16 protein-coding genes are annotated in these 20,399 nt (G+C 45.3%); 8 read left to right on the top strand and 8 right to left on the bottom strand.

Annotated elements, in window-relative coordinates; genetic code table 11:
* The first annotated feature begins 376 nt into the window (after positions 1 to 376).
* Positions 377 to 2,683 (top strand): glycoside hydrolase family 3 N-terminal domain-containing protein, encoded by a 2,307-nt coding sequence (locus FN831_RS00550; RefSeq protein WP_185960338.1) that lies wholly within the window; start codon positions 377 to 379, stop codon positions 2,681 to 2,683.
* On the opposite strand, the gene FN831_RS00555 is transcribed toward FN831_RS00550, so the two are convergent.
* Both FN831_RS00555 and FN831_RS00560 read right to left on the bottom strand, forming a co-directional pair.
* The gene (locus tag FN831_RS00555) at positions 2,680 to 3,690 is read right to left on the bottom strand and encodes a zinc-binding alcohol dehydrogenase family protein (RefSeq protein ID WP_142526254.1); all 1,011 of its coding nucleotides are present in this window, start codon (positions 3,688 to 3,690) and stop codon (positions 2,680 to 2,682) included. The two genes, FN831_RS00550 and FN831_RS00555, sit on opposite strands and share 4 nt — an antisense overlap.
* 15 nt (positions 3,691 to 3,705) lie before the next feature.
* On the bottom strand, positions 3,706 to 4,440 hold the full coding sequence (locus tag FN831_RS00560; RefSeq protein WP_142526255.1) for an SIMPL domain-containing protein: 735 nt from the start codon (positions 4,438 to 4,440) through the stop codon (positions 3,706 to 3,708).
* A gap of 168 nt (positions 4,441 to 4,608) precedes the next feature.
* On the opposite strand from FN831_RS00560, the gene FN831_RS00565 reads away from it, so the two are divergent.
* The 4 genes from FN831_RS00565 (at position 4,609) to FN831_RS00580 (ending at position 6,667) form a co-directional block, all read left to right on the top strand.
* Positions 4,609 to 5,019 carry a hypothetical protein gene (locus FN831_RS00565; RefSeq protein ID WP_142526256.1) on the top strand — a complete coding sequence of 137 codons (411 nt, stop codon included), beginning with the start codon at positions 4,609 to 4,611 and terminating at the stop codon, positions 5,017 to 5,019.
* A gap of 67 nt (positions 5,020 to 5,086) precedes the next feature.
* Positions 5,087 to 5,389 (top strand): DUF2975 domain-containing protein, encoded by a 303-nt coding sequence (locus FN831_RS28360; protein ID WP_142526676.1) that lies wholly within the window; start codon positions 5,087 to 5,089, stop codon positions 5,387 to 5,389.
* Between the two features lies 1 nt (position 5,390).
* Complete coding sequence (locus FN831_RS00575) at positions 5,391 to 5,615, top strand: helix-turn-helix domain-containing protein (protein ID WP_142526257.1); 225 nt, start codon at positions 5,391 to 5,393, stop codon at positions 5,613 to 5,615.
* Positions 5,616 to 5,665: 50 nt separating this feature from the next.
* Positions 5,666 to 6,667: a hypothetical protein gene (locus FN831_RS00580; protein WP_142526258.1), complete on the top strand. Its 1,002-nt coding sequence runs from the start codon at positions 5,666 to 5,668 to the stop codon at positions 6,665 to 6,667.
* Positions 6,668 to 6,682: 15 nt separating this feature from the next.
* Here FN831_RS00580 and FN831_RS00585 read toward each other — a convergent pair whose 3' ends face one another.
* A complete protein-coding gene (locus FN831_RS00585; protein ID WP_142526259.1) occupies positions 6,683 to 7,660 on the bottom strand; it encodes a glycosyl hydrolase family 18 protein in 978 nt (325 codons plus the stop codon).
* Between the two features lie 374 nt (positions 7,661 to 8,034).
* On the opposite strand from FN831_RS00585, the gene FN831_RS28365 reads away from it, so the two are divergent.
* Complete coding sequence (locus FN831_RS28365; protein WP_394348268.1) at positions 8,035 to 8,136, top strand: SDR family oxidoreductase; 102 nt, start codon at positions 8,035 to 8,037, stop codon at positions 8,134 to 8,136.
* 167 nt (positions 8,137 to 8,303) lie between these two features.
* Here FN831_RS28365 and FN831_RS00595 read toward each other — a convergent pair whose 3' ends face one another.
* Positions 8,304 to 10,691: an outer membrane beta-barrel family protein gene (locus FN831_RS00595; RefSeq protein WP_142526260.1), complete on the bottom strand. Its 2,388-nt coding sequence runs from the start codon at positions 10,689 to 10,691 to the stop codon at positions 8,304 to 8,306.
* 148 nt (positions 10,692 to 10,839) lie between these two features.
* Here FN831_RS00595 and FN831_RS00600 point away from each other — a divergent pair, with 148 nt between their 5' ends.
* Entirely contained in the window at positions 10,840 to 12,297 is a 1,458-nt protein-coding gene (locus FN831_RS00600; RefSeq protein ID WP_142526261.1) for a sensor histidine kinase, read from the top strand.
* Positions 12,294 to 12,986, top strand: coding sequence for a response regulator transcription factor (locus tag FN831_RS00605; protein WP_142526262.1), 693 nt, complete (start codon positions 12,294 to 12,296; stop codon positions 12,984 to 12,986). The genes FN831_RS00600 and FN831_RS00605 overlap by 4 nt, the downstream gene beginning before the upstream one ends.
* Positions 12,987 to 13,120: 134 nt before the next feature.
* Here FN831_RS00605 and FN831_RS00610 read toward each other — a convergent pair whose 3' ends face one another.
* From FN831_RS00610 to FN831_RS00625, 4 genes are read right to left on the bottom strand one after another with little or no spacing between them, the layout of a single operon-like run.
* Complete coding sequence (locus FN831_RS00610; protein WP_142526263.1) at positions 13,121 to 14,473, bottom strand: alkaline phosphatase family protein; 1,353 nt, start codon at positions 14,471 to 14,473, stop codon at positions 13,121 to 13,123.
* A 16-nt stretch (positions 14,474 to 14,489) separates the two neighbouring features.
* On the bottom strand, positions 14,490 to 15,557 hold the full coding sequence (locus FN831_RS00615) for a metallophosphoesterase (protein ID WP_142526264.1): 1,068 nt from the start codon (positions 15,555 to 15,557) through the stop codon (positions 14,490 to 14,492).
* Between the two features lie 5 nt (positions 15,558 to 15,562).
* A complete protein-coding gene (locus tag FN831_RS00620; RefSeq protein ID WP_246101254.1) occupies positions 15,563 to 17,113 on the bottom strand; it encodes a RagB/SusD family nutrient uptake outer membrane protein in 1,551 nt (516 codons plus the stop codon).
* A gap of 5 nt (positions 17,114 to 17,118) precedes the next feature.
* Positions 17,119 to 20,349, bottom strand: coding sequence for a SusC/RagA family TonB-linked outer membrane protein (locus FN831_RS00625; RefSeq protein ID WP_246101256.1), 3,231 nt, complete (start codon positions 20,347 to 20,349; stop codon positions 17,119 to 17,121).
* Between the last annotated feature and the right edge of the window lie 50 nt (positions 20,350 to 20,399).

A 20,399-nucleotide genomic window follows, 5' to 3' on the forward strand; every position in this document is an offset into this window, starting at 1 on the left:
ATCTCATCGTAATCTTATCAGTTTTCATCTCCACATCGTATGGATTCAGTACAGCTCCTGTAAACAGGATTTCCTCCGATATTGTATTGATTTGCCAGAGTAAAAATGCGAAAGTTTATCATAGCCACGAATGTGGTGGCTTGGCCAACTGCACGCATCAGGTAATTAAAATTAGTAAATCGGAAGCGATTAAGATGGGCCGGAGAGCATGCAGGAAGTGCTACCGGTAAGTTAGGATTTCTGGGCTTCTCAGCCTTTTGCCATTTATCAATCCATACCAGCCCTCATTGAAGTTTATATATTTATCCCTATAGCAACATCATTACCAAAAATCTTACATTTGGCTATCCCCCGGGAAAGAATTTACCAAATGATAATGATTAGAAACTATATACTGCTTGCAGCTTTTATCGGTATCACCGGCACAGAGGGCTTTAGCCAGACATACAAAGACCAGAGAGCACCGGTAACGGCAAGGGTTAAAGACCTGATGGCCCGGATGACAATGGAAGAAAAAGTTGGGCAGATGAACATGTCTTCACTCGAAGGATCTCTGAAAAGCAAAGTAGGTTTTGGTGTTGTGGAAAGCCCTTTCATCATTGCAGGGGATATCGCCGCACAATCTGCTGAAGCCAAAAAACATGCTTTTGAAAACACCCGTCTGGGCATCCCTCCTATTCAGATTGGCGAAGGCCTGCATGGCGTTCTGGCAGCGGGATCAACGATTTTTCCGCAGACAATTGGTCAGGGATCTACCTGGAACCCGCAGCTGATTTACGAGATGGGTTGTGTGATTGCAGCAGAAGCAACAGCTATGGGCATAGACCAGGCCTTGTCGCCCCTGTTTGACCTGATCCGCGATCCGCGCTACGGCAGGGTTGAAGAATGCTTTGCCGAAGATCCTTATCTCGTAGGTAAACTGGGCTATGCATTTGTTACCGGGCTGCAGGGAATGCCGGAGCAATCCAAACTTGGCATTGGTACCAACAAAATTATGGCAACAGCAAAACATTTTGCGGGCTACAGTTACAGCCTTGGCGGTGTGAATCTGGCGCCTACCCCGATCGGGGAAAGGGAATTACGAACAATGTTCCTCGCGCCGTTTGAAGAGATCGTCCGGAAAGGAAATATATATTCGCTGATGCCATCTTACAATGAAATTGACGGGATACCTGCACATAGCAGTACCTTCCTGCTCGATCAGGTGTTGCGCAGGGAATGGAAATTTAAGGGATACGTAATCTCAGACTACGGCGGGCTAGGCCAGCTGTATAATTTCCACCAGGTGGCAAAAGGCCCGCATGAAGCAGCGGTGCTGGGATTACAGGCGGGAGTTGACGTGGAGGCATCGCGGCCAGACGTTTACAAAGACCTTGCAAAGATGGTGCATGAGGGGACGATCAATGTGAAACAAATAGATTCTGCGGTATCAAGGATCCTGACAGCCAAATTTAAAGCCGGCCTATTTGAAAAGAAGCTTCCTGATTCTGCAGGTATCAAAACTAAGCTCCATACTGCCAGCAGCGTGGCCCTGTCCCGAAGCATTGCAGAAGAATCTATAGTGCTGCTAAAAAATCAGGACCATTTGCTGCCCCTTGATGCTAAAAAGATTAAATCGATTGCAGTGATCGGCCCCAATGCCAACAAAGTGCAATACGGAGATTACAGCTACACCCGTGACAACCGTTCGGGAACAACGGTTTTGCAGGGTATCAGGCAGTCTGTTGGTTCCGGTATAATGGTGAATTATGCACAGGGATGCGAGCTCTCGGGTCACGACCGCTCCGGCATTGCGAAAGCGGTAGCGGAAGCGCAAAAAAGTGATGTTGCTGTAGTAGTATTAGGCACAACGAGTGTCGTATTTCAGGGCATAGGCTGGAACGGCAAAGCAGGAAAAGATGAGCCAACGGATCCTTTTACCTGTGGTGAAGGATATGATGTGACTGATATTGATCCGCAGGGCGTACAGCGGGAACTGCTGCAGGCGATCTATAAAACAGGAAAGCCAGTGATCCTGGTGCTGATCCAGGGAAGGCCATGGAGCATTGCCTGGGAAAAGGAAAACATTCCTGCGATCATTGAAGGCTGGTACCCCGGAGAAAAAGGTGGAGATGCCCTGGCGGACGTGATCTTTGGAAAGGTGAACCCTTCGGGACGGTTGAACATGAGTATCCCGCAATCATCGGGGCACATCCCTGTTTTTTACAACTATGTGAACTCCTCTAAAGGGAATAACAGGGAGCCGGGGACGCCCGACAAACCGGGCCGCGATTATGTATACTCGTCCACCGCCCCCCTTTTTCCATTTGGCTATGGATTAACGTATACCGATTTTGCTTACTCTGACCTGATGTTATCCGCAAAACGTTTTGGAAAAGGGGGGCAGCTTGAAGTATCCTGCAAAATAAAGAATACAGGGAATATGAAAGGGAAAGAAGTGGTGCAGCTGTACCTTGGCGGAAAAGTAAACTCTGTAAGTACGCCCGTAAAATCGCTCCGTGATTTTAATAAGGTTGAACTGGCAGCAGGAGAAGAGAAAACCCTGAAATTCAGGCTCACTGAAGAAGACATCCGGATCTGGAACAGGCAGATGAAACGTGTAACAGAACCGGGAAGTTTTAAAGTGATGATTGGCAAATCTGCTGACGATATTATACTGACGGAGACGGTAGAGTATGACTAAAACATGATCACAGTCTTACCGATAGCTTTACCGCTTTCCAACAACTGGTGTGCTTCCTTTAAGTTAGCCACACTAAAGCCCTGCAATGTATTGTTCAGCGTGCTTTTTAAGCTCTGCTGATCAAATAATTCAGCCGCACTATTCAAAATATTAGATTGCGAAACCATATCTTCTGTCTGGAAGGAAGACCGCGTAAACATCAGTTCCCAGTGGAAGCTTACGCTTTTAGATTTCAGCTGAACCAGGTTTACGGGTTGTTTGGGATCACTGATGGAACCAATTTTGCCCTGGGGTTTGATGAGCTCTGCAAATGCGTCCCAATAAAAGTTGAGGTTAACACAATCCATAATAAAGTCCACATACTGGAATCCCGCATTGCGCACTTCATTGATCAGATCTTTATGATTTACTACATGGTCTGCGCCCTGTGATCTGCACCAGTCGGCAGTTTCTGGACGTGATGCTGTACTGATTACAACTAAGCCTGCCACATTTTTTGCCAGCTGTGTGGCAATGGAGCCAACACCGCCTGCCCCGCCAATGATCAGGATAGATTTGCCCTTATCCTTACCGGTTATTGCAAAACGTTCAAATAGCATTTCCCAGGCCGTCAGCGTTGTCAGAGGCATGGCTGCAGCTGCTTCATACGATAATGAAGATGGTTTTTTACCAACTATTCTTTCATCTACGAGCTGATATTCAGCATTGCAGCCGCTTCTTTTAAGGTCGCCGGCGTAGTAAACTTCGTCGCCGATTTTGAAAGCAGATACTTCTTCCCCCACCGCTTCCACTGTTCCGGCGGCATCCCAGCCAATGATTTTGGGCTGATCGAGTGTTACATCTTTTGCACTGCCTTGCCTGATTTTATAATCTACGGGGTTCACACTTATGGCCTTTACTTTAACTAATATATCCCTTCCCGAAGGCTGGGGAACATCGGTTTCAAATGATACAAAGCTATCCTGTTCCGTGATGTTCAATGACTGTTTAAATCCTATTGCTTTCATATATGTTATCAATCGTTAATCCGCACTGAATTCCATTTTTATGGTAATCGATCCGGTCTTGTATTTATTGGAAGTGTTAAATGCACCGCCATAACTGTAGTCTTCATTGCTGTTTTTACCTGTGATCTGAAAAATACCCATTGTAGCCTTTTTCAGTTCACCTAATGAGCTGCCTGCATTCTTTGCAATCGTTTCGGCGCGCGAACGTGCATCGGCACTTGCCTTGCCCAGCAGTTCCATTTTTACCTGGCTCAGTTTTGTGTTGTAAAACATTGGTGCAGAAGAGTTGAATTCGATCCCGCTTTGTATGAGCTCAGCAGCTTCACGGGAGATTTTATCAACTTTCTCTACTTCATTGGATTCTATTTTCACCGATTGTGTTAAATTGTAACCTGTGAATTGCTGAGACAGGTACTGTCCGTTTGCATTTGTTTGCTGACTGAACTCTTTATTGATCACTACCGACGAAAACACCATATTACCGGCGTTAAGTCCTTTTTTAAGCAGGTAACTGCGGATCGCGTTTTCATCGGCTTTCAATGTGCTGTAAGCTTCTTTGAGATCGAAGGATTTACGGGAGTATGAGCCATTCCATACAATCAGGTCGCTATTAAAATCTTTCTCTGCAAGCCCGGTAACTACAATTGTTTCCATTGTTTTAGAACGGTACTTATAGGCGTTGCCAATCAGGGCAAAAGCGATAATTGCAGAAAGGCCAATGATAACAGCGGTAATAATTGTTGATCTCATATAAACAAGTTTACTTTCCAAGATACAAACTTTTGAGTTATTCAAATAAAAACTTTTAATAACTAAAATTCAAATCCTTCATTACCCCGGATTATCGGCGAACTGAAATATTGCTATTATATTATAATTTGCCAGTATGATTTGATAACTTCACTAGGGAAAAAATATTTGGTTATAAATTATATTGTGCTTCCTGTTGTAAGAATAATTCAGCTGTCAGTATTGCTCTTCTTTTTGCAGCTTACTGCACTCTGCCAACCGGCACGCCGTGACAGTATCATCAGGGCGGCCCGGAATGATGCAAAAAAATTCCGGCTGGATGATGCCGTATGGAAAAAATACAGGCGTGCGTTACCGGCTACTTCCAACTATTTTAACCCGGTGGGACAAAATCAGAAAAACCAAACACTTTTGAATGATTCTCTTTATGTGAAGACATACCGGAAAGCAGCATATAAACACAATAGAGGCCGTCGCACACCTTTGCATTATGTAATAGTTGGAACCGGCATACTCGCTGCTGCGGCTGTAGCTGGAGCAATAGTTTTACTCATTGCTCTCGGACCGAATATGAATTAGCCCGCCTGGGCTGGTAGTTTCTTAGTTCAGTAGATATGTGGTTACGGCATGATCTTTTTTAGTAGTAATCTTCATCACTTATCAGGTGAAAGAGGTATTTAAAAATCTTAATAAAGGGAGCATATTTCAATTAAATAACCTACTCAGAGTTCAAAAAATAGCCATAATCCTGATAGCATACACAATTGGAAATTTTCTCTATTCGTACATCATCAACGAATTCTTATACTCTCATTATCATATAAGGTCGCTTGAGCTGAAATACCAGCTGAATATGGTTACATTTACATGTGGTATCGTGCTCCTGCTGACGGCCCAAACTTTTAAAGTGGGTATTTTGTTGGAGGAGGAGAATAAATTGACAATATAATATGCCTATAGTAATTAATCTTAACATCATTATGGTGAAACGTGGCATGTCCCTCAATAGCTTATCACAAAATACCGGAATAACATTGTCCAATCTATCGATTCTAAAACAGGGAAAAGGTAAAGCGATCAGGTTCAGCACACTTGAAGCAATCTGTAAAGCACTTGACTGTCAGCCTGCTGATATCATGGAATACAGTCCCGAAGAGTTTATCCCTCAACCTTAAAAACTATTTACAATTCTGTTTAATCTGGCCTTCAAATTCGTGTACATTATATGAGAACTTTTCTTTCGGTTATTTTTTTAGCTGCCTTTTCCCTTTTTTCTTTTGCACAACAACCTTATGCACCTGCTGCAGCTTTGCCTGCTAAAAACCTCGCAATGTTCGGCAGGGGGTTATATCCCGGCAATGATACTACATATCATTTGCTGAAACGCAGCGGCTTTAATACAATCCTGTTATCCAGCTTTTATATCCATGCTGACGGCGATCTGTACTCCGGTGATTCGCATCAGCCTATCATACATCAGGGCAAATGGGTTGGAGATGCCGGTTATGTAAAAAGAGTAAAAGACCTGAAGACAAAATCTTCGATCAGCCGTATCGAGATCCTGCTGGAAGGCCGCTGGTATGGTCAGCCACCAAACACTTTCGATTTTATCCGCGACTGGTATGACCCTGCAAAGGCAGTACCTGGTATCGTAACCGGTACCGGCAAAGAGAGCACTTTGTACAATATCATAAAAGTATTGAAAGAGGTGCTGGGCGCCGATGCCATTTGCATCGACGATGAGTCTGTATACCACAGTCCTTCGATCATTGCGATGGGCAAAATTGCGGCGGATCTGAATATGCACATGACGCTGTGCCCCTTTAAAAGAAATAATTACTGGACTGAAATCCTTGAGGCCTCAGATAATAACCTAGTGGATGCGCTGTATTTGCAATGTTATGATGGTGGCGTACGCAACGAGATCAAAGACTGGGTACAGGGGCTAAAACCAGCACAACCGATCTATCCGATATTTATGGTGCGTGGATCTTTCAGTACCTGTGATACCCATAAAGGAAGTAAATCTGTAGCCGAAATCAGCAAACAACTGCGGGGCTTTAAGAAAGACTATCCCGGCATGAGCGGCGCAGCGATCTGGCAGATGGAAGACCTTAACAGCTTCGTTAAACTTGGATGCGCCATTAAGCAGCCCTCATCAGGAACTGCTAAAAGCGTAGCTGAATTTTTGAGCCAGCTGAAGAAAGCGCTGAAAAAAGAATTATAAGCCAGGCAACGCTTATTACTGACGTTTGCCCCTGGATGATTTAATCTCCTCATTGATCTGATTAAGCAGGGAGTGCCTGCCCTGCGCATCGCCTCCCAGTTGCCAGATCATTATGCCGCCGGTTTCCTTCAGCGCCAGTTTAGTTTTGGCCCTGATCGTTTTAATTCCGTTGTAATACATTGTTCCTCCGTCAGCCATCAGTGTTTCGTCTTTTGACTCACTTCCGGGATATTTGTCAACGATTTCTTTGAACGTCATATCAGGGACCCCGGATGGACCAAAACCATATCCATAGAAGGGCACGCCTATATTAATCTTTTGTTTGGGAAGGCCGCGCTCCCCCTTCCAGTACTTTATTTGTTGAACCGCCATCGAATAAGGGGAATGTTGTCCCGGATCATCGGGTTTCCATGGTGCTTTGAGGTCGTAGGCCATCAGGTTAACAAAATCGTAAGCCTTTAGAGAGGTTTCTGTAATTTTATCCCGGGTGGTGTAAGAAAGCGCAGTGCTGATGAGCTTAGCTTTCTGATGAAGTTGTTCTGCCAGCAGGATTACAAAAGGCTCATAATTGGTATTGATGTCATCATTTTCAATATCTACATCGACACCGTCCAGCTGATATTTTTCAACGAAGGCTATGAAGTTCTGTACCACCATTACCCGGTGCGCAGCATCCAGCAGCGTATCCAGGGAAACATGTCTGCTGCCACCACCACATGCCAACATTACTTTGACCCCGTGCTGATGCGCAAGTTGCACCACGGTATCCAGTTGTGGCTGGGCAGTAAACGTACCGTCTGTCTCAGGATTGATAAAAGCGATATTGAGATGTGTAATCTGACCGAGGTTGATTTGCCTGGTGTTTTTGACCATGTCATTGCCCGTTCTTAAATAGCCCACTACCCTGAACTGGGAGTTGCCTGTAAAGGGGACAACGCTGAGCAGCGCAAATACTGACAGGAATGAAAGTTTTGACAGGGAGATGTTTTTCATAAGTATTTTGATTTCCTGGCTACTAAAATATCATTAGATATTTGAAAATCATAATCTTATATGCAGTACCTGATCTGGATATATTGTAATACCAAACAGTAAAAAATCAATGACATATTATTCGATAACAAAACGATGAAAAATTAGAAAATAAAGTAGCTGTTATTACAGGAGCCTCGAGCGGAATGGCTCTGGAAACAGCAAATTATTTGTTGCTGAAGGTGCTTATGTATTTAAAAACGGGGCGTCGTCAATCCGAACTGGACAAAAGCCGTGGAAGAAATTGGATACAATGTTACTAGAGTGCAGGCAGATTCAGGAAAACTGGAAGATACAGCTGTATTTGATGTTGTATCACAGGAAGTATAGATCAGATCACAACTACAATTCCACTTGGTCGTTTTGGTAAACCAGAAAAAATGGCTAAAGCAGCTTTATTCCTGGCATCTGATGATTCTTCTTATGTAGCAGGTTGACATGTTCATCGATGGTGGTGCATCCCAATATTAAGCTGCAAGTTGTTTTATCAATTCAGAAATGATGGGACGATGAGTAATCAAAGTTACTGTTGGGATAGGTAGCGGTGGTTTTATATGAAAAGAGAGTTGCATGAAAATGCAACTCTCTTTTCATATAACTTGAGTTAATTGGCTCTCTTCCGCTCCTCTTCACTCGCGGTAGTCCGTTTACGAGCCGCAGCTACGCTGCTGCCCAGTTTATAGGAAAAGCTTACGGTAAATGTGCGCGTATCATTCTTTTGATAAATACCATTGTTCTGCCCGTTATTATTGATCAGAATACGGTAAGGATTACCATTGAGAATATCACTGGCGCTAAATCTTAGTGTTGCCTGTTTGTTCAGTAAGGGTTTACTGACACCCGTGCTCAGATCGTAAGTTCTGTTAACCTTGAGTGTTCCCTGCTGTACCGCACTGGTGTACCAGGCGCCCAGCTCTGCTTTCCATCCGCTGTTTTTATCGATGGTAAAAGCATGATCAGTTCTCAGATAACAATAGTATTGCTTGTAGTTATAGGTATTCCCCGGCTGATCTGAACTTTGTGTCCTTCGATAACCCTGTGCAATGTTATTGATTTCCCACCAGGAGGCCGGATGATGCACAGAAGAAAGTTCAATGCCTGCATCTTTGATGCTGCCTATATTCTGCTGGGTATCAAAAAATGTTTTATTGATATTATCCTGAACGGTTACATTGCTGGCCAGATCATTTATCTGGGTATATACTGCTGCAAAAGTATAATTCTGGTGCAGGGTATAGGTTAAACGCAGGTCATTGATAATTGAAGGTTTTAAGAAGGGATTACCGCTTTGATAGTTATATGGGCTTGAATAACTTTTTGCGGGATTGAGCTGCCTGTAGTCAGGACGCTCTACCCTTTTTGAATAGGCAAACCCAAATTCGTTGTTTTCTGAAGCTTTATAGCTTACAAATACTGTAGGAAACACACGTAAATACTTGTTTGTATTGATGGAATCAAGAGAAGCTGAAATCCCTTTGGTTGTGGTGTACTCGGCACGTAATCCCCCCTTGTAGGTCCATTCATTGATTGAACCTGAGATACTCGTATAACCAGCCGCAGTATTTTCTGTGTAGTGAAACCTGTCGCTTCGTAAGAGATCCAGAACGGGAGTGCCAGCCGCTGTGTTATAAAAATCGAATAAGTTTTCACTCACTGTGCTGCTGTACTTTGCACCGGATTCCATTGACCATGTTTTGCCTAAACGGTATTCATAATCTACTTTGCCTGACCAGATATTGATCTTCTGTGTTGATGGATAGGAAACCTGATAGAGCGCAGAAGATATACTTCCATCCGGCAGGTAGGTCAGGTTGTTCAGGTTTTGGGTATTGTTTTTTGTAAAGGGGGCATAATCCACATCTATGTTCAGGCTTTTTCCATTGGTGTCCAATTTTACCTTATAATTCAGGTTGAAACTATACTGGCTGCCATCGCCTTTACTGTTAGCTGTGGTGCGCAGCACTGAATCAGGGCTTGAAGCGTAGTTATTATAAATATTGGTCCTGCCATTGCTATAACCGCTGGTTGCCGAGTTATTGCCGGTAACGAGAACACCAATCACCTGATTGTCTGTAAGGTTATAGTCTGCCCCTGCTGTATAATTGCTCACTTTGCTTTTGCTGACACTGGCCCTGCTACCATCCCAATAGGCATATGAACCAGGGCTTTGGAAAATGGTATAAGTATCCAGGTGACGTTTAATATCCCTGTCGCTATAGCCGTAACTCCCAAAAACGTTGAGCTTATTCTTGCGGTAGTTAAAAGTCCCGTTTCCGGTATACCTGTTCAATTCTCCCCGCGTATAGCCACCACTTAAACTGGCATTAAATCCGTCTGCCTTACTTTTTTTTGATACGATATTGATAACCGCACCACCCTGAGCTTCATATTTGGAAGATGGGTTTGGCATCACTTCTATTTTAGAAATATTGTCGGAGGGGATACTTTGCAGGTATGCCGAGAGGTCATCACCCGACAAGCGAACAGGTTTTCCATCCATATACACTGTGGCGCCTTTATTGTTCGTTTTGATCACCCCGTCGTTTGAAGTTTGTACACCCGGAGCCTTGGTTAAAGCTTCCCAGGCCGAACCTCCGCTGGCCATAATGCTGTTCTCTACATTGAATACAATGCGGTCTATCTTGCGTTCGATCGTGGGTTTCTTAAAGGTAATCGCCACCTCCTTCAACTCTTTGCTATCGCTGAGCAGTATTAGCTTTAAGCTATCTTTTGGTAAATTGAAACTACGCAGCAAGGGTTTGTAGCCAATAAGGGATACCGAAAGCTGATAAGTGGATTGATTTAAATTGCTGAATGTGAATTTGCCCATATCGGCCAGCTGGCTGTTCACTACCTGTCCATTTTGTGACAGTGTTACGGTAGCTGCATCCAGCGGCTTACCTTTTTCGTCATTGACAATTCCGTTTAACTTTTGTTGTGCTGATAGCTGGAATGGAAGTAGCAGTATTAAAAAATAAAATAGCGTTTTCATCTGGTTATTTATTTGATGTCGATTGTTAAATAAATCATAACACAAACCTCCACTTTTGCTTCCTTAACGGGAGTTAAGTTGAGTTAAATAGAGTTAAATCGTATCTTGACAGGATTGTAGCAGAGAAAATTATGAGGAACTTCACACTATGAAATGGTTCAAAGCAAAATATACCTATGTACTGATCATACTCTCGCTGCTGTTGAGCACCGGTCTGCAGGTAGTGTGGCTGCAGCAACTATTTTTTGCACAGCAAAAGCAATTGAAACAGGATATAGAGCACCTGGTAAGCATGACCGCCCAAACGAACATCTATAACAGCATTAACTCCTTTAAAACTCCGGGCAACCGCAGGCAAATTAAGCAGCTCTTTTTATCTCCTCAGTGGGAACAGCTACGCTACGCTTTTGAAAATATGAAGATTGCCGGGATCAGCGCAAGCTACAGTATTACCATTGAAGATGACAGTACCGTTGTGGGCATGAAATTGAGTTTGCAAAATACTCCGGTAAGGAGAAAAATACGAAGGCCAATTAACACCAATACGGGGCTCACTGAAGCACAGCTGGTTGCAAATGACAGCCTGTCGAGAATTGATATGAAAAATAAAGTAGCAGCTGGCCTCAGAGCGATGGGCTATTCCTCAGAAATATATTACAACATTTATGCTTATACCGACTCCATAAAGGTTTTTGAAACCAATAAGCCTAAGAATTTCAAACCCAAATATACAACCAGTAAATACCAGTATAATATACAGAGCCTCTACCGGTACCAGCTGACCATGCCGGAAATCAATGACGTGGTATGGTACCGCATGCGCTATTACCTGGCTTCTTCGATCTTAATGGTACTGCTTACCTGCACTGCATTTTATTTTATATTAAGACTGCTGCGAAACCAGCAATTATATGCTGATGCAAAGGCAGACTTTACCAGTAACATGACCCATGAATTTAAAACGCCGATAGCAACGGTGTCGGTAGCGCTGGAATCTATCAAAAAATATAACCTGATCAACAATCCTGAGACTTTGCTGAACTACCTCGATATTAGTCAGCATGAACTCCGCAGACTAGACCTGATGGTAGAAAAGGTGTTGAATATCAGCAATGGGGACGAAGTACAGCAACCGCTTAAACTGGAACTGTACGACCTGCAATCGGGGCTGCAGCAAGTTATTGCATCCATGCAGCTGCAATTGTTAAACAGCCATGCCAGCATCAGGTTTAACACTTCAGATGAACCATGTTTTGTATATGGCGACCCGGTACATTTAACGAATGTATTTTATAACCTGATAGACAATGCAATTAAGTACTCAGGTACAAACCTGATACTGGAAATTAACTGCAAAGAAGATGCCGGTCATATAACGCTGAATTTTAAAGATAACGGGCCGGGCATTGATAAGATATATCAAAAAAACATCTTTGAAAGATTTTACAGGATCCCGGTGAAGGGAAGCACACACGACATCAAAGGATCAGGACTGGGCCTGCACTATGTGAAACAGACCATAGAAAAACACGACGGGACAATCAGGATTAAAAGTGAGCCCGGCCATGGAACCAACTTTATCATTACTTTACCCGCAGCATCATGAGTTTAAAAGTATTATATGTAGAAGACGAGCCCTTTTTGTCGCACATTGTGAGCGACGGCCTGAAGAGCAGTGGTTATACGGTACAGGTTGTTGCAGACGGGAACCTGGTGATGGATGCGTACCGTTCTTTTATACCGGATATCTGCATCCTGGACATCATGCTGCCCTCCAAAGATGGCTACACCCTGGCGAAGGAACTCAAAGAAGTTCAGGCAGACCTGCCCATCATCTTTTTAAGTGCAAAAGTGCTCACCGAAGATGTGGTGAAGGGCTTTAAATCCGGTGGTAACGATTACCTAAAAAAGCCCTTTAGCATGGAAGAACTGCTGGTACGAATGGAAGCGCTGCTGCACCGTTTTGGCAGGGAAACTATCAGTTCTGCAACGGAAAGCAGTAAAATCTACGACTTCGGGAATTGTCAGCTTGATACCGTCCAGCAGATTTTAACCACCTCCACCGGTGACCATTCCCTTTCCTTTAAAGAATCGGCCCTGCTGGAGATGATGATCCTTCGAAAAAACGACGTACTTGAACGGCAGGAAGCGCTGATCAAGATCTGGGGAGATGACAACTACTACAATACCAGAAGCATGGATGTGTTTATGACGCATTTGAGAAAACTGCTGAAAGACGAACCGGGTATTCAGATCATGAATCTGAGAAGTATAGGTTATAAGCTCATCTGTTGAACCAGTATTATGTGCCCAACAGCTTTTCGGTTTTATGCAGCTTCCGTTCATGAGCAGTAATCCCCTAAAGTTAATGTAATACAACGGCAAACCCTGGTCAAAAGGGTTTGCCATTCTTATTGAATAATAATCAGTTATTTCGCTGTGAGTAATCCGGGATACAGCACTCCATCTGCACCGTTCAGCTGTAGGTTCAGCAGTTTGGCAATCAGCGGGGCAATATCTTCCTGACCGATCAACGGTAAAACAACACCTTTTTTGATGCCTCTGCCAAAGGTTACAAACCCGGTTTGGATCTCTTTAAAATCGGTAGGCAGATAGCCATGGGTACCACCCTTTGCAGCAGTTAACAGCGCTCCTTTTGCTGTTGCACCAAAGCTGATGCCCTGGTAAGCGGCCAGTGCCAACGCAGCATTTGGATCGCCCTGTGCAGCAGCAATCTGTTGTTTATCTAAAACATGGTACAGTTTTTTTACCCCTTGCGGCAGCTGATCCAGCGCTTTGGTTATCTTTTGAAGCGTTTCGCTGTCACTGGGCTCTCGCAGGTGCAAAAAGGCCGACCCGCCGCTGGCCTGAAAATAGGCTTTCCAGCTGGCTTTGTCGGCATCTTTGTAAAGGCCCAGATCAGATAACAACACGTTAGGGTTAAATTGTGTATGGATATCTACAAAGCCGTGGTCACCCGTAATAATAAAAGTTGTGCTGTCCTTAAGGCCGGCCTTGTCCACCGCATCAAAAAGGGTTTTCAGGGCTACATCCACACCTGTGACTGCCCAGCGTACTTTGAATCCCTCGCGGCCTTCCTCATGCTGGTTATGGTCGGTAAGCCCGATATGTATCGCTAAAAATCCTGGTTTGTACTTTTGCAGGATATAGGCAGCCATCCTTGTTTTGTTCTGGTCGTTCGTATTGTCGTCCAGTGCAGCGCCATATTCGCCAAGTTTACCAATGGCATTGTCCTGCACTTCCTGGAACAGCGACTTGGGATTGGATTCCTGATATAGCGCTTTGATCTCATCTTTCTTCTCTTCCTTGTTTTTTGGCAGGATCACATATTCCGGCAGGTTATAATCAATGGGCGCGCCCACCGTTACAGGCCAGCTTACACCTGCGGTACTGAGCCCGGCATCCTTTGCCGCTGTCCACAAAGTTGGGACTTTGATATCCTTATAGTACCAGAACCATTTGCCCGTGATACCGAGAGGCTCTACCGGGACATTGTAATAAATACCATGTTTGGCCGGTAATACACCGCTGATGATGGTGGTATGCGAAGGATAGGTAACTGTAGGAAAGCTGCCCCGGACACCCTCTGCATAGGCCCCGGATTTCATCGCCTCGCGCAGATTTACCATTCCCCATGACGGGTCGAGATAAAACTCAGGGCGCAAGCCGTCTATACTGATCAATACCACATGTTTTTTCTGAGCATGTGCATTTGCTGTGAAGAGCAGGCATAAGCAGATGCCTGTAAATAATTTTCTCATGTAATTGATATTAAGCTTATTGATTAGCTGACTGTGCATTGTCAAACAAGGGAACTGTAAACTGGCTGTCTGCATCGGTTTCCTTTAGTTTGGCATAGGGCGAAAATGTCTGTACACTGAGCTGGTTCTTTTTAACGGAAAATTTATACAGGCGCATTAATCCGTTGCCGCCATTAGGCCTGCTCTGGTAGTCGTTCAGAAAGGTTTGAACGGTGTGACCGTTATAAACGTCGCTTCGGTAGCCTTCGCCATTTGCACCCACGTGGCCGCAAAGCATCATAAAGAGGTTTGCATTTGCTTTCAGCGCTTCATAAATCGCTTTGCCTTCGGCATTGAACGGAGCCTGCGGCGTATTGCTTCCCTTTACAGGATTATAAAAGAGAATGGAATGACTGATTACGATCGCTTTGCGCAGGGCATTCTCTTTCAATATCCGGTTTGCCCAGGTGAAAACATTGGCCTGATCTTCATTATGTGCATCAAACTCAAGGAACAATGTGATAAAATCGATACCGCCCGCAGTGAATTTGTCATAGTGACTGTCATTATTTTCGCCATAATGCCCGCCATAATATGGCCTACCCTCAAAGTGTTTTACACCGAAATATTTGTTAAATCCGATAGTAGTTCCTGTAACCGGATATTGCGAAGGAAACTGGTCGTGATTACCTACGGTAAGACCATATGGAATGCTTACCGGCGATTCAAGTCCGTAGAGGGCAGTTTTTGCAAGGTACCATTCCGCAGCCTGCGTTACGGGGTTATCACCGTGTTCTGTGATATCGCCCATATGGGCTACATAGGCAATATTTTCTTTAACCTGGTTTTTCCTGATCCATTCGATTTGTGCTTTGAACATATCGAAGGTACCGCCCAGCTGGGCCTGGGCAAGGTAATATTGCGTGTCAGGTATAACCGCGATAGAAAATTCTCCCTCTTTAACTACCGCCGGCCGGCCTGTTGCGGGGGTATCAATAACGAGACAGGGCATGTTCAGGTTGTGGGATGCAGCACCAGAATTGAGCGCCCCCAAACATAAGCTGCAGCTCAATGCAGCTGACCATAGTTTTGTTGTATTTTTCATAATGATTATAGTGGGTTTTGGATCATACCGCCGGGGTTAAGCTCTACCTCGTATTGCGGTATCGGGAATAACAATTTGTTTTGGGTAAGCATGTAAGCATCCGATGAAAGATAATTTACCTGCGTTTTTAACTTTGCGCCAAAAGCATTCACGGTTTCTATCGCTTTGCCGCTGCGTACCAGATCATTCCAGCGGTGGTTTTCAAAGGCCAGTTCAACCCGTCGTTCATGGGCAATGATATCCCTGAGCGCGACTGCACTGTTAGCGGGAGCAGGTGCCAAACCTGCCCTGCTGCGCACGGTATTCAATGCGGTAAGGGGCGATTTTCCCTGTTCATTCTGTACTTCGGCCAGTAGCAGCAGGGCATCTGCATAGCGGTAGATCGGGAAATTATCTCCGGAACCGGTGGTGACGATCAGCGGTGCGTGTACATACTTTTTGATGTAGGGCACCCCGGTTTTTCCTGCCGCAGGGGTATAATTGAGAATGCTTTTATTGGCAGAATAGACAAACAGGTCACTGGCATTATAGGCGCCTTCTACAATACCGATCGAGGCATCAAGACGCTTGTCGTTTGGTTCATAGCTGCTGATCAGGTCGGCACTCGGGGTATTCCAGCCGCCAGTAGAGCTGTTATTAATGTTTATGCCCAGAACGATAGAAGTATTGGAGCTGCGGGGCAGGAAATGAAAGGTTAAAGGATTGGGTGTAGTTCCCAGTTCATTGCCCGGCAGGTATTGCACTTCAAATATCGACTCCTTACTGTTTTTATTGGTCGGGGAAAAGGCATCGGCATAATTGGCGTTCAATGCATAACCCATTGCAGGTAGAGTATTCAGTAATACTTCGGCTTCTGCCCATTTCTTCTGGGTAGCGTACACTTCTGCCAGCAGCATTGTTGCAGCACCTTTTGTGCCCGCTCCGGACTGCGGGAATTTGGCCGGTGCGCTGAGTTTGCTGATCGCATCTTTTGCGTCGGCAATGATCTGCGTATACACTTCATCGGTGCCAGACCGGTTTTTGAAAGCATCACCGGTAGTCTTCACTTCCTTCAGAAATAAGGGCAGTCCGCCATACAATCTAACCAGTTTAAAATAATACCAGGCCCTCAGGAATTTCGCTTCTCCGTCTATCGGTGCTTTTACCACATCGCTGAGATCAGCAGCAGCCAGGCGTTCTATCACAATGTTTGTACGGGATATTCCCGTGTAACAATGCTGCCAGACTGCATTTGCATAATCATTGGTGGGCGTGTTGGTAAAGTCTGAGATCTGCTCCCTGTACAGGTAGGCCGTACCGCGGTTACTGGGGTAAGGTTGGTAAATGGTATTGTCAGAATGCATTTCCGAAGTGAAATAATCATTCAGCAGTACATCCCTCAGGGGCGCATATGCTGCCACTACAGCCTGTTTAAACTGATCTTCTGTTTTAAAAAAGGTTTCACCTGTATAAGAATCCTCGGGCTTCAGATCAATGAAATCCTTTTTGCATGATGACGCTGTCACAATCAGCACCAGCAGTATACTATATATTTTGTTCATGTTGAGCTTGTTCATATCCACTATTTAAAAGTTGCTGAAAGTCCGAAAGAGAATGTTCTTGGAACAGGATAGGCATTCTCATCTACGCCGATACCCAGTGTTGGGTCCTGTCCGGCAAAGTTGATCTCCGGGTTCAGTCCGGAATATCCGGTAATCACGAACGCCTGCTGTACAGATCCGAAAACCCTGAGGCTTTTAACCAGTGGGTTCTTAAGGTTGATCCTGTATCCCAGAGACACATTCTTGAGCGTGAGGTACGAGCCGTTTTCTATCCATTGCGAGTTCACCTGCCTGCCCATGGCAGTGGTACCGGTTTTGGTACGCGGGTAGATTCCCGAGCCGGGGTTCTCCGGCGATCTCCACCTGTCTGCCGCTGCTGCCAGCATCAGCCTTGATCCGTCGAGGTTGGTTTGATAGGCCCATTTGGCAGCGTTAAGTATTTCTCCGCCTACCGAGTAGGACATGTGGATGTTCAGATCCCAGTTGCCATAGGTAAAATTGTTGGTCAGTCCCCCGGTAAAGGTTGGTGTAGGATCGCCGATAAACGTACGGTCGTTCCCATCATCGATCACACCATCGCCATTGATATCTTTCACCTTGATGGTCCCTACGTCTGATGCAGTTCCATATTTTGCGGAGCTGGCCAGGTCGGCCGCATCCTTGTATAATCCCTGGAACACAAAGCCGTAGAACTCACCCAGGTGGTGCCCTTCCTGCTGACGGAAATAATCAGAGCTGACAGTATTGTTCCTGCGGATATAGCCGGGATCAACCAGTTCCTTGATGATATTGCGGTCGAAAGAGATATTAAAGTTGGTTGTCCATCCCAGTTTACCGGTAAGGTTGGTACTGTTAACGGAGAACTCATGTCCCCATAGTTCAATAACGCCTACATTATCCACGATACTGAGAAAACCCGAAGCCCTTGGTACAGGACGCTGCATGATCAGTCCGTCAGATACCTTCCGGTAATAGTCATAGGTGAAGTTCAAACGGTTCTTTAACAAGGATAAATCAAGGCCGATATCAAACTGTTTATTGCGTTCCCAGCGCAGGTTGGCATTTTCCAGTCTGTTGATGCTTTGTCCGGATATGGAAGTACCGTTGCCGGCATAATAATACTTACCGAGAGTGGCCTGAGCCTCGTAATTACCGAAAAAGTTATTTCCGGTAATCCCGTAACTTGCTCTGATCTTGAAGAGATCCACAGACTTTATGTTTTTCATAAAGCTTTCATCGCTGACTACCCATCCGGCAGAAACCGATGGGAATGTTCCGTATTTCTGGTTATCACCAAAACGGGATGAACCATCGCGGCGGACGGCCCCCTGCAACAGGTACCTGCCTTTGAAATTGTAGTTTACACGTGCAATGCTGGATAACAAAGAGTATGCAGAATAGGTGCTGTTTCCGGCCGAAAGGCTGGTGGCGGCAGAGAGGTAAGGTATATTGTCATCAGGGAAACCCAGACCGGTTAAGGTGGTGTTATATCCGCTGTATTTCTGCACGGAATATCCGCCCAGTACTTCGATGTTGTGATCTGTTGCAATGGTCTTGCTGTAAACCAGGTTGGCTTCGCCGGTATAGGAACCGTTATCGAAGGTAGCGGCGGTGCCAGTTGCCTGGCCTACTGTTGAAGTAACCACGCCCGACTGGTAATACTTTCTGCTCTCGTTGCCTTTATCGACAGCGAAATTCGTTTTTAAGCTCAAACCTTTTACAAATTCATAGTTCAGGTAGGCGTTACCCAGGATACGTGTGGTTTTATAATCGTCCTGCGTGAGGTTGAACTGGGCAAGGGGATTGATATAGGCCACCATACCGGCAGAGTACGTATCGCGGTTATATGATCCGTCAGGATTGTAAGGGCTTTTGAGCGGGCTGGCTTCAAAGATGCGTTCAAACAGACCACCTACGCCATCAGTCGTCAGGCGGTTGTTGTGATCCAGACGGTAACTCGGAGCGATGTTAAAACCAATTTTCAGACGGTTATTCAGCAGGCTGAGGTCCTGGTTGATCCTGAGGGTATATAACTTTGTCCCTGTGTTGATCAGCACGCCCTCCTGTTCCTGGTAACCAACGATTACTGTAGAACTTGAATTTTCTCGGGCAGACTGTACGGTAAGATCATAATTTTGGAATGGTGCTGCGCGGGTGAGCAAATCATACCAGTTGGTGCCTTCTCCGTATTGTTCAGGATTGAGGTATTCTGCGGGCGTTGCCGTTGTGTAGCCCGGCTCATACTTCCGCGCGTCCTCAAATTTCTCTTTCATATACTGTGCAAATCCCCTGGCATCCATCATTTTTGGAACGCGCTCCTGCGGGATCTTCTGCACACCATAACCGGCATTGAACACAATTTTGGAATCTCCGGGTTTTGCATGTTTGGTGGTGATGAGGATCACACCATTAGCTGCCCTGGAACCATAAAGCGCCGTTGCCGAAGCATCTTTTAAAACACTGTAGCTTTCAATTTCATTGGGATTGATATTATTGATACTTCCGGTAACAGGTATCCCATCCACAATGATCAGGGGCTGGTTGCTGGCATAAAATGAGGCTGCCCCCCGGATCCTGAACTCTACACCGCGACCGGGCTGCCCGCTGCTTTGTGCAATCTGCACACCGGCAACTTTACCCTGCAGCTGCTGCGCAAATTGTCCCACAGGCATATCTTCAAGTTGCTTTGCGTCCAGTTGAACGATGGAACCTGTAACCTCTTTGGCTCTCTGCTTGCCATAGCTGACATTGATTTCCTGCAGTGTGGAACCGCTCTGCAGCGTGATGTTGGAAACTGTGCTACGGTTGCCGATGATCTGGACGCTTACATTTACCGGTGCATACCCCACAAAGGATACCATCAGTGTCTGGCTTCCCTCCGGAAGGGAAATCCTGTAAGCACCATTGGCATCTGCCGATACGCCAATGCTGGTACCCTTAACACGTACAATCGCACCGGGCAAGGGTTCACCGGTTTCATCGGTAACGCGGCCGTTTACTGTTCCGTTGGCCTGTTTGAAAAGGATGATATTACTTCCCTGTTCCTTAAAGCCAATACCCTGATCAGGCATCAGTGCCGAGAGGATGGCCTCCAGGGTCTGCCCCTCATAAGTACCGGGGCCCACATATTTATCGGCCAGCCTGAGATAAGCTTCATCAAAGGCAAAAGTGACGGCGGCTTTATCCTCCAGTTTTTTGACAACCGATGAAAGCGTTTCATGTTTAAAAGAGATCGTAACACGGGTACGCATACCCTGTGCATTTAAATCAGTTGCCCGAACAGATAACAGACAGGTGATTA

It is taken from the genome of Pedobacter westerhofensis (assembly GCF_900182595.1).
Lineage (GTDB): Bacteria > Bacteroidota > Bacteroidia > Sphingobacteriales > Sphingobacteriaceae > Pedobacter > Pedobacter westerhofensis.